The organism is Mucilaginibacter sp. GW821-FHT07G05, assembly GCF_059418565.1.
Genome location: NZ_JBWKQC010000005.1, coordinates 438621 through 455610 on the forward strand (window position 1 = coordinate 438621; position 16990 = coordinate 455610).

General features: G+C 41.2%; 16 protein-coding genes. 10 read left to right on the forward strand and 6 right to left on the reverse strand.

Annotated elements, in window-relative coordinates; genetic code table 11:
* Window positions 1-553: 553 nt before the first annotated feature.
* The 10 genes from AC07NA_RS15515 to AC07NA_RS15560 all read left to right on the forward strand — a co-directional run bounded on the left by AC07NA_RS15515 (window position 554) and on the right by AC07NA_RS15560 (window position 12897).
* Entirely contained in the window at window positions 554-1399 is an 846-nt protein-coding gene (locus AC07NA_RS15515; protein ID WP_494898502.1) for an SDR family oxidoreductase, read from the forward strand.
* A gap of 149 nt (window positions 1400-1548) precedes the next feature.
* On the forward strand, window positions 1549-4032 hold the full coding sequence (locus AC07NA_RS15520; RefSeq protein ID WP_494898503.1) for an SLBB domain-containing protein: 2484 nt from the start codon (window positions 1549-1551) through the stop codon (window positions 4030-4032).
* Between the two features lie 12 nt (window positions 4033-4044).
* A complete protein-coding gene (locus AC07NA_RS15525) occupies window positions 4045-5130 on the forward strand; it encodes a lipopolysaccharide biosynthesis protein (RefSeq protein WP_494898504.1) in 1086 nt (361 codons plus the stop codon).
* A 4-nt stretch (window positions 5131-5134) separates the two neighbouring features.
* The gene (locus AC07NA_RS15530; RefSeq protein ID WP_494898505.1) at window positions 5135-6379 is read left to right on the forward strand and encodes a protoporphyrinogen/coproporphyrinogen oxidase; all 1245 of its coding nucleotides are present in this window, start codon (window positions 5135-5137) and stop codon (window positions 6377-6379) included.
* On the forward strand, window positions 6379-7806 hold the full coding sequence (locus tag AC07NA_RS15535; RefSeq protein WP_494898506.1) for a flippase: 1428 nt from the start codon (window positions 6379-6381) through the stop codon (window positions 7804-7806). Before AC07NA_RS15530 ends, AC07NA_RS15535 begins: the two co-directional genes overlap by 1 nt.
* A 15-nt stretch (window positions 7807-7821) precedes the next feature.
* On the forward strand, window positions 7822-8520 hold the full coding sequence (locus AC07NA_RS15540) for a glycosyltransferase (protein WP_494898507.1): 699 nt from the start codon (window positions 7822-7824) through the stop codon (window positions 8518-8520).
* Window positions 8521-8526: 6 nt separating this feature from the next.
* On the forward strand, window positions 8527-9861 hold the full coding sequence (locus tag AC07NA_RS15545) for an O-antigen polymerase (protein WP_494898508.1): 1335 nt from the start codon (window positions 8527-8529) through the stop codon (window positions 9859-9861).
* Between the two features lie 19 nt (window positions 9862-9880).
* The gene (locus tag AC07NA_RS15550) at window positions 9881-10861 is read left to right on the forward strand and encodes a glycosyltransferase family 2 protein (RefSeq protein ID WP_494898509.1); all 981 of its coding nucleotides are present in this window, start codon (window positions 9881-9883) and stop codon (window positions 10859-10861) included.
* A gap of 6 nt (window positions 10862-10867) precedes the next feature.
* Window positions 10868-12019 carry a glycosyltransferase gene (locus AC07NA_RS15555; protein WP_494898510.1) on the forward strand — a complete coding sequence of 384 codons (1152 nt, stop codon included), beginning with the start codon at window positions 10868-10870 and terminating at the stop codon, window positions 12017-12019.
* On the forward strand, window positions 12016-12897 hold the full coding sequence (locus tag AC07NA_RS15560; protein ID WP_494898511.1) for a glycosyltransferase family 2 protein: 882 nt from the start codon (window positions 12016-12018) through the stop codon (window positions 12895-12897). Before AC07NA_RS15555 ends, AC07NA_RS15560 begins: the two co-directional genes overlap by 4 nt.
* A gap of 6 nt (window positions 12898-12903) precedes the next feature.
* On the opposite strand, the gene AC07NA_RS15565 is transcribed toward AC07NA_RS15560, so the two are convergent.
* The 6 genes from AC07NA_RS15565 to AC07NA_RS15590 all read right to left on the reverse strand — a co-directional run bounded on the left by AC07NA_RS15565 (window position 12904) and on the right by AC07NA_RS15590 (window position 16916).
* Window positions 12904-14256, reverse strand: a complete 1353-nt coding sequence (locus tag AC07NA_RS15565) for a sugar transferase (RefSeq protein ID WP_494898512.1) — start codon at window positions 14254-14256, stop codon at window positions 12904-12906.
* Window positions 14257-14710: 454 nt separating this feature from the next.
* On the reverse strand, window positions 14711-15076 hold the full coding sequence (locus tag AC07NA_RS15570) for a response regulator (protein ID WP_494898513.1): 366 nt from the start codon (window positions 15074-15076) through the stop codon (window positions 14711-14713).
* Window positions 15077-15085: 9 nt separating this feature from the next.
* Complete coding sequence (locus tag AC07NA_RS15575) at window positions 15086-15526, reverse strand: response regulator (RefSeq protein ID WP_494898514.1); 441 nt, start codon at window positions 15524-15526, stop codon at window positions 15086-15088.
* Window positions 15527-15664: 138 nt separating this feature from the next.
* Window positions 15665-15868: a hypothetical protein gene (locus AC07NA_RS15580; RefSeq protein WP_494898515.1), complete on the reverse strand. Its 204-nt coding sequence runs from the start codon at window positions 15866-15868 to the stop codon at window positions 15665-15667.
* Window positions 15869-16453, reverse strand: a complete 585-nt coding sequence (locus AC07NA_RS15585; protein WP_494898517.1) for a hypothetical protein — start codon at window positions 16451-16453, stop codon at window positions 15869-15871.
* Window positions 16440-16916, reverse strand: coding sequence for an RNA polymerase sigma factor (locus AC07NA_RS15590; RefSeq protein ID WP_494898518.1), 477 nt, complete (start codon window positions 16914-16916; stop codon window positions 16440-16442). The genes AC07NA_RS15585 and AC07NA_RS15590 overlap by 14 nt, the downstream gene beginning before the upstream one ends.
* Window positions 16917-16990: the final 74 nt, after the last annotated feature.

The window sequence follows — 16990 nt, forward strand, 5'->3', positions numbered from 1 at the left end:
AGTTTTCTTTGCCATGGCATCTCAATTGAATTTGCTTTGATATTCAATTATTGTTCCAATGAATTCGCCGACGTAAAATATGATGTAATTATCAATTGCAACTTTTTTAAATAACATCAACAAAACCAGGCAATATGTGTTAGAATATAACCAATACATCATAAACCGGAATTACGGAGATTTTTGTAACATTAAAACCGTTAGTTTATGATAGGCGCGTCAACTACTTCCAATTCTGCCGGTAAAAACTGTTCATGTGGTGCCAACCATCTCGATTTTTACAGAATTCCGAGAAACCTTTTAATGAAGATCTTCCTGTTTTGGCTTCCACTTAAACGTTACAGATGCCAGCGGTGTTTACGAAAACATTGGATCACCGGCTAATAAAACTTTTGGACTAAGGATGCAGTTCTCGGAACTTGCCTTGTTAGCGGTGCTCTTCAGCTGGCTTGATCATGATCGTACGATGCGCCGGATACTTTTGGTGGCAAATAAAGTTGGTCCGATTTGTTTTTTGGTACACAAATTGAAACATTAACTAAAAAACGCATACATGGCCAAGAAACCAAAAAAACAAAACCGTCAACCAGGCATTGAGGCGAAAATGGATCCCGCGCCGGAATATATCAAAACCGGGTATCTTGGTTCGGGGAAGCTTAAAGGAAAAGTAGCCCTCATTACCGGCGGAGACAGTGGTATTGGGCGTGCTGTGTGTATACACTTTGCCCGTGAAGGGGCGGATATCGCCTTTGTTTACCTTGATGAAGATATCGACGCAAAAGAAACAGAAGCTCTGGTAATTGCTGAAGGTGTAAAGTGTCTCGTGATCAAAGGCGATGTCAAAAAAAGCAAATTCTGTAAAAAAGCAGTACAAGAAACCGCAGAGAAGCTTGGCGCGCTAAATATCCTCGTTAATAATGCCGGTATGCAAGTGCCGCAGAAAGATCCTAAAGCTATCGACGAAAAGCAGCTTGACGATACCTTCCGGACTAATATATATGCTTACTTTCATTTTGCCAATGAAGCGCTGGAATATTTAAAAGAGGGTGATAGCATTATCAATACTACTTCGGTTACCGCTTACAGATCCTCGCCGAATCTTGTCGACTACTCGTCGACTAAAGGAGCCATTACTTCTTTTACACGCTCATTGGCTACAAACATCGTCAAACGGAATATAAGGGTAAATGCCGTGGCGCCGGGACCTGTCTGGACACCCTTGATCGTCGCTACTTTCGATACGGAGAAGATCAAATCCTTTGGTGAGGAAACGGCGATGAAAAGAGCGGGACAGCCCTCCGAAGTAGCGCCTGCCTATGTGTTTCTGGCATCCGACGACGCATCTTTTATTACCGGGCAGGTGATCCACGTAAATGGCGGCGAGGTGGTTAATGGTTAATCAAGTTCGTGTCTGCCTTACATACGTACTATCTTTTGATTTCCGGATGCCTGACAAACATTTCTTCCGATTGTTTGTACCATATCAAGTAACCGTTTGAATATATAACGCAAACCAGTAAGGCGACTTAAAATTACGCTCATTTAACTATGACAAAACTTAGACCTGCTTTTTTTCTTTTTACACTTTTCCTCATCCTTTTATATTCATTATCTACCTACGCGCAGCAAATACCGGACGATCTCAGTAACATCAGTGTGGATAATCTTTCTGACGGACAGATCAGGCAGTTAATACAGCAAGCCAACGCCTCAAACTTGTCAGATGCGCAGCTCGTACAAATTGCAGAGCGTAAAGGCCTGCCCGCTACAGAAGCCGTAAAGTTAAAGGCCCGTATCCGTTTATTAAAAAACGGACAGGAGCAAAACACGGACAGTAAAAATAACCCTACGGAAACCGCCGACTCGATACCCTCTACAAGAAAACTAAGCTTCATACCGGAGCCCGATTCTACCAGACATATCAAACCCGATCTGTTCGATAAAATATTTCCTAAGGTCTTCGGATCGGATCTATTTAAAAACTCGAACCTCACCTTTGCCCCGAACCTCAAATTAGCTACTCCTAAAAACTATATTATCGGGCCTGACGATCAGTTGAATATCAACGTTTACGGCAACTCTTTAGCCAATTGGAAACTCGATGTTTCGCCGGAAGGGAACATCAATATCCCGGGCATAGGCTTACTCAACGTTGCCGGGAAGTCAATTGAGCAGGCAACCGCAAATATAAAAAGTAAACTCGCGGCAGGCAATTACGCTGTCGGCCGTGGTACTACTGTACAAGTTAGCTTAGGAAATATACGAAGCATCAAAGTGATATTGGTGGGCCAGGTAAATAAACCCGGCACTTACACCCTTCCTTCCCTCGCGACAGCATTTAACGCGCTGTATTCAGCAGGCGGCCCCAACAATAACGGTAGTTTCAGGCAAATCGAGATCATACGAAACAACAAGCTGATCAGGACACTGGATGTTTACGACTTTCTTTTAAAGGGCGACCAGATCAACAATATCGGCCTGCAGGATCAGGACATTATCAGGGTGCCTACTTACCGCACACATGTAGAATTAGCTGGTGAAATAAAAACGCCTGCCATATTTGAAGTTTTACCGGGAGAAACCTTGCAGGATGTGCTTGGTTTTGCAGGTGGTTTTTCTGATGTGGCCTACACCAACCGTATAAAAGTCCTGCAGATAAGTGACCAACAACGTAAAATAACAGATGTGTACGAAGCCGATTATAAAAACTACATTCCGTTGAGGGGAGATAAATATATAGTTGACCGTATCCTGGACAGATATGAAAACCAGGTAAGTATTAGCGGAGCAGTTTTCAGACCTGGTATGTATGAGCTGGAAAAAGGCCTTACCCTATCGCGTTTAATTGGAAAAGCAGCCGGGCTGAAAGAAGATGCGTTCACCGGTCGCGGAAGCATCACCCGCCTGAAACAAGACAACTCAAAGGAACTCATCTCTTTTGATATTAAAGCGATACTTAACAAAAGCGCTGCCGACATACCCTTGCAAAGAGAGGATAGTGTAGCTATCACCTCCTTGTTTGATCTTCGCGATAAATACAATGTGACCATCAAAGGCGAAGTGAGGAAACCGGGCGCATTTCCTTTTGCCGAAGGAATGAAGGTGGCCGATCTCATTGTGCAATCCGGTGGATTTACCGAGGGAGCCAGCGCCAAACGGATAGAAGTGGCACAACGTAAAACGGACAGCGATCCAAAGTCATTGAACAGCGATGTAGCCATCGTTTTCAGTGTTGACCTCGATAATAAGCTTGACCTCAATAATGCTGACTTTACACTTCACCCTTACGACATAGTATCTGTTTACAGTTTGCCGGGATATGAAAAGCAACGCACGGTTAAAATAGAAGGTGAGGTATTATACCCCGGTTATTACACGTTAAAAACGAAAAACGAAAAAATATCGGATATATTGATACGCGCGGGAAGCCTTACCGCAGCAGCCGACGCCGACGGGAGCTCACTCAAAAGAACCAACATCGCTATTTTGGGAGTGGATAAGAATAAACGCGATTCATCGGCTATACAGGAAAGGTCGGACAGGTTAAAACGCATTCAAAGTTCTTTTAAAGACTCCGCCGATGTACAAACCCGCAATAATTACATAGGTATCGACCTGAAAAAAATACTGGAAAAACCGGGATCCATCACCGATTTGATATTAGAGGACGGTGATGTGATACGCGTTCCGAAACAACAGCAGATAGTCCGCGTTAACGGGGAAGTTCTCTTCCCGAGCGCCGTAGTGTTTGAAAAAAGCAAGTCGTTTAACGATTATGTGATTAATGCGGGAGGCTTTGCTCCTACAGCTTTAAAGCGCGGTGCATACGTGGTGTATGCCAATGGTACGGTACGCGGTACACGAAAGTTCCTGTTTTTTACCAGCCGACCTGCTATTAAACCCGGCAGCGAAATATATGTACCAAAAAAGTTACCGCCAAGAGCCAATACTACCCAGGAAATCTTAGGTATCACATCGGGGTTGGCCTCTGTTGCCGCCATCATTTTCGGAATTATAAGCTTACGCAGATAATATTTGATTTTTATGCAAACCGTAAACAACCCCTCCGGTCTTCCCGAATCGCATGAAATATCAGTTCGGAGTATCTTTGTAAAAATCCGGCAACTCGTTATTTACATCAAAAGCAAGTCTGCTATAATTCTCTTATACACTATAATCGGGGCCTTACTTGGGCTTGCCTGGTCTGTTTTCATTAAAACCAAGTATACCGCGGTTTGCACATTTGTACTGGATGAAGCCGACAAAGAAGGCATGCTTGGCCAATATTCAGGTTTGGCTTCACTTGCCGGCATTGACCTGGGCGGCAGCGGCGGCGGCATATTTAAAGGCGATAACATACTTGAGCTGTATAAGTCGCGGTTAATGCTGAAAAAAACCTTGCTTACTGAAACGGTGATCAACGGTAAAAAACAAAAATTGATAGATCGTTATGTCACTTCCAATAGATTAATGGAAGAATGGAAGGATGACCATATTGGCCCGGTAAATTTCAATGGCGATCCGGAACACTTCAACAGAACACAGGACAGCATCATCACTGATATAACGGAAAAGCTCAACAAAAAGAATCTCGAAGTAGGCAAACCCGATAAAAAACTGAGCATTATACGGGTAGCTTTTACAGCTAAAGATGAAGTGTTCGCCAAGTTATTTACCGATCAACTGGTAAAAAACGTTAATGACTTTTACGTACAAACCAAAACAAAAAAAGCGGCGCTGAACGTAAGCATATTGCAGCACCAGGCCGATAGTGTTAAACGCATGCTCAATCTTTCCATCAGCGGCGTTGCCTCAGGGATTGACGCTACGCCAAACGCCAACCCTGCTTTGCTTATATTAAAAGTACCATCGCAGCGCAAACAAGTTGATGTGCAGGCCAATACCGCTATTTACAGCGAAATGATCAAAAACCTCGAAATATCTAAAATATCACTTAGGCAGCAAACACCCCTTATCCAGTTTATTGATCAGCCGGTATTTCCGCTGAGCGATAACCATCTCAGCAAACTCAAGGCGATTGTAATAGGAGGTCTGCTGGCTTTTGTGTTCTCCGTCATAGGCTTGCTGGCATTGCGCCTTTTGAGGTCAGTAATAATGTTATCAAAATAAAGAAATGAAAATAGGAGTATTAGGAGCAGGCGTTTCAGGGTTAAGTATCGGACGGCAATTAGGAAAACAACACGATGTGGAGCTGCTTGAACGCGCCCCTGTACATGGGGGGATAGCGCGCACAAGAAACGCAGAAGGGATAGCCTACCATGTTACCGGCGGGCACTGTTTTAATACGAAATATAATGATGTGCTTGACTTTGTATTTAAGGAGATTTTGCCGGAAAAAGATTGGCATAAGATACAGCGCAGGGCCACCATAAAATTAAGCGGTAACGAACTCACTTATCCGATAGAATACGCTGTTAAACAGATCAGTGAATTTGACAATGACCTCGCCATTGCGATCACCAGGGATTTTTTAGCGGCGGATGACGATCACCATTATGAAAACCTTGAAGATTGGTTCAGAAAAAAGTTTGGGGATACACTTGCCGAACAGTACTTTATACCCTATAACACAAAAATATGGAACCGTAAACCCGCCGACATGAGCCCCGATTGGGTAGAAGGTAAATTGCCTATCCCGGACAAGTATTCTTTTTTTAAAGGCCTGATCAGCAATGAGGAAGATAAAATGCCTCATGCCTCATTTTATTATCCTAATACTAATGATCAAAATACCTTTATCGACAACTTGGCCAGGGGATTAACAATCGTGACAAACTACCAGGTTGAAAGCATAGTTGAAAAGCCAAACGGAAAGTGGGTAATTAACGATGAAAAGGAATATGACCTGTTAATATCTACATTACCTTTAAATATACTACCCTCACTAATAAGCGGAACCCCTAATGAAATACTTGAACAGGCCCAAAAATTGAAATATAACAGGGTAACCACCATGCTTTGGGAAACGAAGGGTACTCGCAATACCTGGACGTACATACCGGAAAGCGACAATTTTTTTCACAGGTACATCCATATCGGCAATTTTTTCAGCCCCGCTAAAAATTACTCCATCACTGAAGTTGTAGGCGAAAAAACTTATGACGAGATGCTTGAAAATGGCAGGAAAGATCCGTTTTTAATACGCCCTGTAGATTATCATGTATCCGGTCATGCTTATGTGGTTTTTGACGAGCATTACAAAAGTGCCACTGAAGCCATCAAAAATCACCTCAAAGATATAGGGATATATACGCTTGGCCGGTTTGGCGAATGGCAATATTATAATATGGATGTTTGCATCAAAAGCAGTATCGATATGGCTGCTGCCATAACAAAAGAACATAGCATCAGCGCATAATGGGCATCCGGAAAAATATGATCAGTAACCTGTTGCTTACTTCTTCGGCAATAGTATTCCCGCTCATTACGTTTCCTTATGTTACCCGCACATTGTCGGCAGGCAGTATCGGCAAATATTTCTTTATGGATGCCATATCGCAATACCTGATCATATTTTCTGCTGTAGGTATCCCCTACTATGGTATCCGCGAAATATCAAAGGTGAAAGATGAACCTGCGACGCGATCAAAACTGGTAGCCGAATTGCTGCTTATACAGATCACGCTGGCACTGGTCTTTTCTGTTTTATTGTTATTTGCGCCTTCTGTGGTACCATCTTTAATCAATGATAGCACCCTGGTTAAGGTAGCGTGTGTGAACATTATTTGCAGCGCCTTTTTAATGGAGTGGTTTTATCAGGGCATTGAAAACTTCACCTATATTACCGGGCGATCTATGATCATTAAGGTGCTCAGCGTGATCAGTATTCTGCTTATGGTAAAACAAAGCGACGATTACCTGATCTATTATGCCATATCTACCATGGTGATTGTGCTGAATGCTGCGCTTAATCTTTTCAATTATCTTAAAAAACATTACCGGCCCTTTAATGAAGGGCTGGCATTTCGAACGCATTTTAAACCACTGCTCATCCTGTTCAGCATTAATGTTTCAGTTAGTATTTACGCTATACTGGACACGATCATACTCGGCATGCTCACCAATCCGGAAACGGTGAGCTTTTACAATGTCCCCCTGAAACTGGTACGGATATTCTGGATGGTTGTCAATGGTGCTGGAATGGTATTGATTCCCCGCATCGCTGGCTATTTCGCAAGTAAAGATATGGACGCTATACAAAACATCATGCGCAAATCACTCAGCATCGTTTTTTTACTCACCCTACCATTCTGCTGTTTTTGCATGCTCTTTCCCAAGGAAATATTAACCATCATATCAGGAAAACAATACCTTTTTGCGGCCAATACGCTGCGTATTTTATCAGTATTACCTTTCATTATAGCCCTCTGTAATGTTTGCGGCACGCAATTTTTAATGCCGATAGGCCAGGAAAACAAAATACTCCATGCCACCTTGCTGGGTTTAGTGGTCAGTTTGTGTTTTAATTTTCTGCTCATCCCCTATTTAAAATTCACAGGTGCCGCCATTGCCTGTGTACTTGCCGAAAGCATGGTTTGCCTGTATATAGTGATATCAGCATCAAAAAGAATAAAACTATCTGTTGATCGTGCGCTTTTGATCCATATTCTCATCAGCCTGGGTATTGCCGTATCGTCGCGCTGGATATTGTCGAACTGGATCAGCGGTTTAGCGCTTATCATGACCGACGTGCTGGTGTATATCCTGACATTTATTTTACTTCAGTTCACTTATTTCAAAAACGAGTTTATTTTTTCCTTGGTTAAAACAAGGAATTTAAAGTGATAGTTTATATAAGCAATGAAAGAACCCCTGATCAGCATTATTACCGTTACTTATAACGCAGCCGCATTTGTTGAAACGACTATAAAAAGCGTTATCGATCAACCTTTTGATAACTTCGAATACCTCGTCATAGATGGAAACTCTACCGACGGCACGCAAGAGGTGATAGAAAAATATGCCGATAAAATAGACTTGTTTTTAAGTGAACCGGATAAAGGCATACCTGACGCGCTTAATAAAGGCGTAATGTTGGCAAAAGGCAAATACATTGTATTTATATTAGCGGGCGACAAGCTCTTCACTTTGCCCCATGAGCAATTGGCGGCCGCTAATGCTGATGTGGTTTGTTTCCCGGTGAAAGTAACCGGAGATGTAACGCACTACCCGGAGGTGAACGACTGGTTGAAAATCATGAACACCATTCCCCATCAGGGTGCATTTTTTAAACGTACGGAAAACCTGGTGCATGATCTGAAATATCGCTTTTTTTGTGATTTCGCCCTATGCCAGGTCTATTACAAAAGTAAACTGGAATTCGAGGTTTACGACGCGCCGGTGGTTGCCTTCCATGGATTGGACGGCGCCACAAGTAACAAGAAAAACTTTCATGAGGTATTTTCCATTGTGAAAGAAAACTATGGCCCAGTGTACAGGGTGCTATCATTTATATATTGGAAATATTTCGGTTTAACGATAAGACTTAAATTGCGCTAAACATAAATGGATTGGTATACCTTTGGTTTGTTGTTGTATGATAACCTTTACCTGTATCTGGGTATACTTGCAGTATCTCTATTTTTATACTTTATACTTTTCAAAAAAACATATATTTCATTTCTCGATCCGCTGATTTTCAATCTCATTTATTCCGTATTCGGCTTTTCGGTAGTGGTATTTTTATATGCAACGCGAAGTATTGAATTAAAATATTTTATCAGTTACCTGTTAACTCAAGCTGCTTTTTTTATTGGTTTGTTCTTTTTTAAGCCTTTAACCCGCACCAGTATTGTATCGGGTACCAACATAAAAACATATTTTGAATATGAAAGTATGCTGATAAAAATCCTCTTTATAGTTACTTCCGTTACTTACATTTTTGTACAATTGCTGAGTTACAAATTAGTAGGTATACCCCTGTTCCTGGAATCGCGATTAGGTGCTTATACTGATAGTGGCGGACTTGGCATACTGGGCCGGGTACTGGATGTATTACGGCCTGCAACTGCATTTCTTTTAGTCTATCTTTTACTCGAAGTAAAAAAAGGCGCCGGTTTTAAATTTTACCTGTTCGTCTACACTGCATTTTTATTACTCTCGTTTGCCTTATCGGGTAGTAAAAGCTTATTTATGAGCCTTGGGTTTGTATTATTTATTTACCTTATACTAAATGCCCAAAAACTGAAACGGTATTTTATCAATCTCAGGAAGTACGAACGTTATATTATTGCAGGAGGTTTATCATTTGCTTTTATTGTAATTTTCGCCCAGCTAAAAAGCAGCGATACCGGTGAAGGTAACAGTTTAAATATATTCCTTTATCGCCTCGTGGCATCTGGCGATACTTATTACTTTTCTTACCCCAATAATAATATCGAAACCATAAACGGTTCAAAATATTTTTTGGCGCTATTTGGCGACATCTTCAGCACTTTACGAATAGTTCCGCGCGACTATCAGCCGGAAGTATTAGGTGTGCAATTATTTCACATCTATAACGATGCTGATCTTATTGCCGGTCCGAACGCGCGGCACAATGTATTTGGATATATTTACTACGGCATGTACGGTAGTGTTATCTTTTCTTTTTTGATAGGTTTTTCGCTTGGTTTTTTGCGTAACAAACTTTTCTTCGGCTTAAAAAAGAATGTAATAGGACAACTGTTATTTATGTTTTTATACATCAATTTATGCTTTGTAGAAACTGACCCGCCTGTAGCTATAACCGGCATAGAAAATGTACTCCTTATATTTCCTGTTTTTTTAATATTGGCTTTTATGTTATATGTGCCACTATATAACATGAAAAAACAAAAAGTTGGTTATGAAGTTGGTTAAACTTGACCATAACATCTAAATGACGAATACACCGACCATAATGATACTCATGGCCACCTATAATGGCGAACATTATATAAAGGAGCAGTTAGATAGTTTGCTGCGACAAACTTATACTAACTGGAAGTTAATAATCAGAGACGATGGTTCAGCCGACAATACGATAGCGATCGCTACCGGTTATACTCACCGGCATACCAATATTTCATTACAAATTAACCACACATCCATTAAAGGTGCCCGTTCCAATTTCGCCGTCTTATATGATATGGCCGCTGAGAGTACTGACACACGATATATCATGTTTTGTGATCAGGACGATATTTGGCTGCCTGAAAAAATAGAAAAAACACTTGCCACGATGCAAGAGACAGAAATACAATACCCCGAAGCGCCTATAATGGTGTATGGAAACCTTGAACTAATGACCTCGTCCGGCAGTTTTTTACACGAGGAGATCCGGCTTATGCACCGGATGGATTTCAACCATACCATCGCTCAAAATTACGCGTTCGGCTGCACTATGATGATCAATAAACCGCTTATCACAGCAATAGATCATATCCCGCCGGAAGCACAAAATCACGATTACTGGATAAGCCTTACTGCTACCGCAATTGGCCGGGCCGTTTATATCCATGAAAAACTGATCAGGTACCGTCAGCACGAGCTCAACGTTACCGCACAGGGTGCCGGTTTTAAGAAAAGAGTAATACGCTTCACTACTGGATTTAAACGACAAATAACTGCCTTTAGAAGCCAGATCACCATGCTGGAAAAATTCCTGGATATTTTTGACGGTAAACTTACTGATGATAAAAAACTCATGCTTGAAAGCTATCTGAAAGCTTATCGTACAGGCAGATTGGCATGGCTAAGGGTCATGAAAAAACATAAAATATACAAATTAGGGCTAATGCAAAACATCGGCCTGCTGTATACTGTTATGTTGTTTTATAAGAAATTAAATCCCGGTATGGGTGATGAACGAGAATTATAAAACGGTATGCTGAAAATTGTTATTTCGGGTGTAAATTTAGTGGAGGGTGGAATTTTAAGCGTATTAAAAGATGTTCTTCAAGCGTTGCGGCCCTTAAAAGCAACTTTAGGGCTGGAAGTGATCGTATTGGTACATAAACGAAACCTGGTCGCTGAATACCTGGACGATTACCAGATCATCGAATATCCGGAGATAAAAACCGCCTGGCGTAAACGTATAAAATTTGAGTACATCACTTCAAACAAGTTATCCAAACAACTGAAGCCCGATCTTTGGATTGCATTGCACGACATGACGCCCACAGTTACCTGCCCTATGCAGGTAGTATACTGCCATAACGCTTCCCCTTTTTATAAAACCGATCTTTCCAAATTCTTTTACGATACTACATTTTCACTATTTACGCTTTTTTACAAATATTTATACCGTATCAATATCAAAAAAAACGCGTTCGTAATTGTACAGCAGGAATGGCTGCGGCAAAAGTTCAGAGAGTTATATGGTGTAAATGCAATTGTGGCCTCGCCTGTTTCAAAAGGAGGGATCATAGCGGAAAATAGAAATCTGTTAGCTTCCTTACCGGTAAATTTTGATCGTCACGTGTTCTTTTATCCTACGTTTCCGCGGGTATTTAAAAACATCGAGACCCTTTGCAGGGCAGCTGAAATATTACAACAAACCATACCCGACTTTGAACTGGTAATCACCATGGATGGGCAGGAAAATGCCTATGCACGTAAGGTTGTCGATCGATTCAGGCATATCTCTCAGATACGATTTATTGGCTTACAAAGCAGAAAGACTGTTGAGGCGCTATACTATGAAGCAGACAGTCTTGTTTTTCCATCAAAACTGGAAACCTGGGGTTTGCCCGTTTCAGAGTTTATGCAGTATGATAAGCCCATACTGATCGCTGATTTGCCTTATGCCCACGAAACTATCGGCAGTTACCAAAAAGCGAAATTCTTTGCCCCCGATGACGAACAGCAACTCGCAGGTTATATGGCAACGATAATCGATAAAACATTGGTTTTCGATATTAACCAACCTGTAACCCCGGCCTGGCCTTATTTCACTTGCTGGGATGACCTGCTTCAGTTTTTGCTAACCGAAGCTAATGCTAAGAAAAATAATACACCGACCCTCTCCGCCCTATGAATAAGCCCGGCACTCTACATTTTAAAGTAGCTTTATTTATACCCACCTACAATGCAGGCTCCGATTTGGAAAAGCTGTTAGCAAGCGTCGAGTCACAATCTGAAAAACCCGATCTGCTCGCTATTATTGACTCGGATTCCGCTGACGATACCGTGGCTACAGCTGAACGGCATGATGTTAAAGTAACGAGTATTGAAAAGAAAGATTTCACGCACGGATATGCAAGGCATAAACTTATTGAATTATATCCGGGCTTTGATATTTATATTTATCTGACCCAGGATGCGATTTTAGCGTCTTCAGACAGTTTAAAAAACGTAATAGCGGTATTATTTAGTGATCAAAAGATTGGCGTGGCCTATGGCCGCCAGTTACCAAAATCAAATGCCACATTACTGGAGCGCCATAACCGGAACTTCAATTATCCTGATAAGTCGTACATCAGGTCGAAAACCGACATAAATGAATATGGCTTTAAAACGATATTTTGTTCCAACTCGTTCGCGGCTTATCGTTATACAGCCTACAAAGAAGTGGGGGGCTTTCCTGTTGATGCACAATTCGGGGAAGACACGCTGATTACCGCAAAGATGATTAGCAAAGGCTGGAAAATTGCCTATGTAGCCGAGGCTCCGGTATATCATTCTCACAACTATAGTAACAAACAGGAATATGAAAGGTATATAGAAATAGGCAAATTTCACCGCCAAAATCCGCAACTTTACCGTGAGTTTGGTAAGCCTGCCAAAGAGGGAGTCAGGTTTATATTATCACAATTTACGTATCTTATTAAACGAAATCCACTCCGGCTGTTTGAGATGGCGGCTAAAACGATCAGTAAATGGCGGGGCTACAAAAAAGGGTATAAAGGCAATTAAGTAATCTTATTTGCCTTTACCCTGAACCATTATTCTTACAGTCCGCAAAATAATGGTTATATCATAATGTATATTCACCTTTTGAAGGTAGTTGATATCATAGTTTACACGTTCACACATTTGCTCCAAATTCTCCGCATAACCATAATATACCTGCCCTATCGAGGTGATTCCGGGCTTTAAGCAAAGCAACTGGGCGTAATGAGGTTTGTGCTCGATAATCTGATTAATATAATGTTGCCGCTCTGGCCTTGGTCCTACAACCGACATATCACCTTTCAGTACATTCCAAAACTGCGGCAATTCGTCCAATCGGCTCTTACGCAGGAATCGCCCCCAATTAGTAATTCTCGGATCATTATCTTTTGACAATTGCGGGCCGTATTTTTCAGCGTCTATGTACATGCTCCTGAACTTATATATAATAAACGGTTTACCATTTTTACCAATGCGTTCTTGCTTATAAAATACTGGACCTCTTGAAGTGAGTTTTGTTAAACATAAAAGCGCAAAGAAAAACGGAGCGCCGGTGACCATAACGCAAGTGGAAAAAAATACATCAAAACCTCTTTTTAATACTCTTTTATCTAAACTAAGATAAGTCCCAGCAATCAAATCGTCTACAGGAATATCACCATAATTAATAACAGCAGAGAAACTATCATTATTGATTGCTAAGTCGGGTACTATATTAACCTTAATGTCATATATCTCACCAAATTGAATGAGCTGGTCACACAAATGCTGATCAAGCTTGGCAAGGCAAATAAAAATTTCTTCGGGCCGGTGATCTAAAATAGTTTTCTTAAGCTTGTCAAAAGAACTGCGTTTAACCTGGCTTGCGGCAATAAAATCGACCAGGTCGTATCGGTTAGTATTACTGGATGCTACAATATCTATAAAACGCATGGCAATGTCTTCATTACCGATGATCAGTATTTTATTCAGGCTTTTAACCCTGTTACGCTGCAGCTTTACTGCAAGATAAATAACTAGCCGGCTTAAAAACACCAGCACAAAAAACAAAAAATAACCTGCAATCATTTCTAAACGGGAGATATTTACCAATTTAAAAAAGTAAATAATACTCCCAATGATGATGATATGATAAGTTAACGCTTTAACAAAACGCTTTAAGCTCTCATTTATCTTGGAAATTAAGCGCGGTTTTAAATTACGGGCTTGAATAGTACTAAACAACCATGCTATATTTAGCGTTATTATAAGAAAAAGAGGGATATTACTGTCGTAGTAATAGTAGTGAATAATATCATGTGATTTTAGAAATGAAAAATTAAGCAAAAACAAGTCGCACAGGAACAAGATCACATACAGATACTTAGAGTAGCGAATTGGCATATTGTTAAATATTTTAATAGAAAGTTATATATGTATTATTATTACTACACAGATATAACAATTAAAACATTTACAATGTTTTAAAAGAAATTTACTTTCATAATATGAAAATTCATTTAAGACAAACCATATTCGATTTTTCACAAGAAAAGATATAGGATATCACTGATGTTTAAATGTGATCACTAAATTGAGACCATCATAAATTTTAGTGACGTTAGATGATATCTCTAATGTTTGCAAATCATGTATGACAGCCTTTATTAATAAGTTATTAAATAGTTTTTATTTAATAGCCAACTAAGTATTAACAAAAAGAGATGCCCCTTACCACGAGAGCACCTCCTTAACTTATTGTGTGGTTGGGAACCACAATCCTTATTAACAGTTTGTATTAACTCCTATAAATAAATTTTGTTTGAAGATAAATCTCAGTTCATCATTTAAAGGGTAATTAATTTAAGAAACTGGTGATCACGCTTACGAGGTAGTCTATATTGAACGGCTTTTTAATAAAAGCATCATAATTAAAGTTTCCTATCGCTATCGCCTGCTTATGATATGCTGACATCAGCACAACAGGAATATCAGCAGTTTCGTGGTGGCTTTTGATCATCTTGCAAATTTGCCCTCCGGTAAGCCCGGGTAGCATATAGTCGGTCAATATTAGGTCAGGCTGGTGGAGCCGGGTCAGTTCAAAAATATCATTGGTGCCATTAGTTCCGGCAACTTCAAAATTTGCAATATCAAGAACTGCTGAAATGGTGTCGAGGATATCATTGTCATCTTCAATGATCAGAATTTTTTTTCGTAAAGACATATTAGAAACCTATAACAAGGTAAGACCGCTGATAAAGTCACCGGGTTTGAAGATGGTTTTCAGGTTATCTAAATTAATCGGCTTGTTAAAAAAATTGTCTACTAATGGGTTTGACCGTGATCTTACAATGTCTTCACTGAAAACCGATGATGATAAAATATTGATCTGAATTTTCTTAAACCGGTTAAGTCCAAGTCGTTTGAACTCCTTCAGAAAGTCCCAACCGTTCATTCCCGGCATATTGAGGTCTAAAAAAATGTAGTCAGGTAGACTCTCCGGGGTGTTTGTACCAATTTCCCGAAGCTGATCAATGGCGTTTCGCCCGTCATTAATAGCATTTACATTAATATCATCGTCGACTCTTTTAATTAACATTTTAAATATAATGTTGTCGAGCGGCTCATCATCTATAACAAAAACGCTGGCAGGTTTATTAACAATTGTAACCATTGCATGTTAAACGTGTATTGTAGCAGGTTGTTGTGATTAAATTTCTTTTCTATAAATTAACCGTGATTATAGCTTAAATGGTAATCAGCAAAATTTGTTTGATTAGCCTTAAACGGCTTCTATAAAGGACATTTCCTATTATGACGTTGTGCAGAACAGTTTCTTTTTTCGCCGGATCCGGCTAAGGGCAAGCACCTCCAGCATAAGACCCACACCAGTCAGGAAGCCTTTCACACTATCGGGAAAGGGGTAATACCGGGCCAGGATGGGTGTCAGACTGGTCAGCAACAGACCGCTTACAAGGAGCAGCAGAACCGGTTTGGTAAAAAGTGTTGATTTCATTTATGTTAATTGTTTGGATATGTTTTCAATTTTTTGCCTCAGAGCGTCAAGTTTCCGGGCATCCCGGCGGAAGGCGCGTGGGCGTACGATAAACCAGAGCACACAGATGTAGGCAAGTGCGAAGCAATAAGTACCTGCCAGCCATTCGGGATACGGCGCAACGGTTTCGTACAGGTATAGGAACCAGCCTATAGATGCCAGTGCGACGATCCAAACCATGGTCTTCTGGTAATAGCGTACCTGGTTCCGTCTGGTCTGCTCGATAAAGGCAAGAAACTCGGCATTACTGTAGTCATTGAGCCGGTAGAAGCGTTTGAGCGAACGGAGGTTAGTGATAGCTAATAAGATTCCGGACAGCGTTATCAACGCGCCGCCAATATATGTGCCTGGCAACTGAAAATGTACCAGGCATAACACTGCGGTGATCAGTAGGGAAAAGAGCACGGCCAGGCCGATGACTAACCATTTTTTTTGTAGCTTTTGGTTGCGGAACTTGCGTACCAGGCGCAGCATGGCCTGTGAATCAGGCAGGGCGCTGGTGTCAGCCGTTTGCCAGAGGGTACGGAGTTGGTCAAATTCGTTCATACATCTTTAATTGTTTAGCCAGTTTTTCTTTGATCCGGTGGATCTTCACCCGTATGTTGACCTGGCTCAGTCCGACCACCGCCGCAATCTCGGCCTGCGGCAGGCCTTCCAGTTCCAGCGAAATGATGATACGTTCAGTTTCATTGAGCGTAGCGATAGCCCGGTAGAGCCAGCTCAGCTTTTCTTCGGGTGATTCCTCCGGCACATCGGCCAGCTGCAGGGGCATTTCCGCTGGCGGCATTCGTCGTATTATCTCCAGCGCCCGCAGGCAGTGGTTGGTCGCGATCCGAAATATCCAGGTCCCCAGCTGCGCTTCCTGCCGAAAACCAGCCAGATTTTTCCAAACCGAAATGAAGGTTTCCTGCATCAGGTCTTTGGCCTGCTCCGCATCATTCGTATAACCCAGGCAGACCCGGTAAATCTGGGGCGAATATTGCTGGTAGATGTCTTCAAAGTCGGTCATGAACGGGGTAAAAGTGGATCAAATTTGCGGGATTAGATACGGCCTCCGTTAAAATGTTACACTTATTACAACGA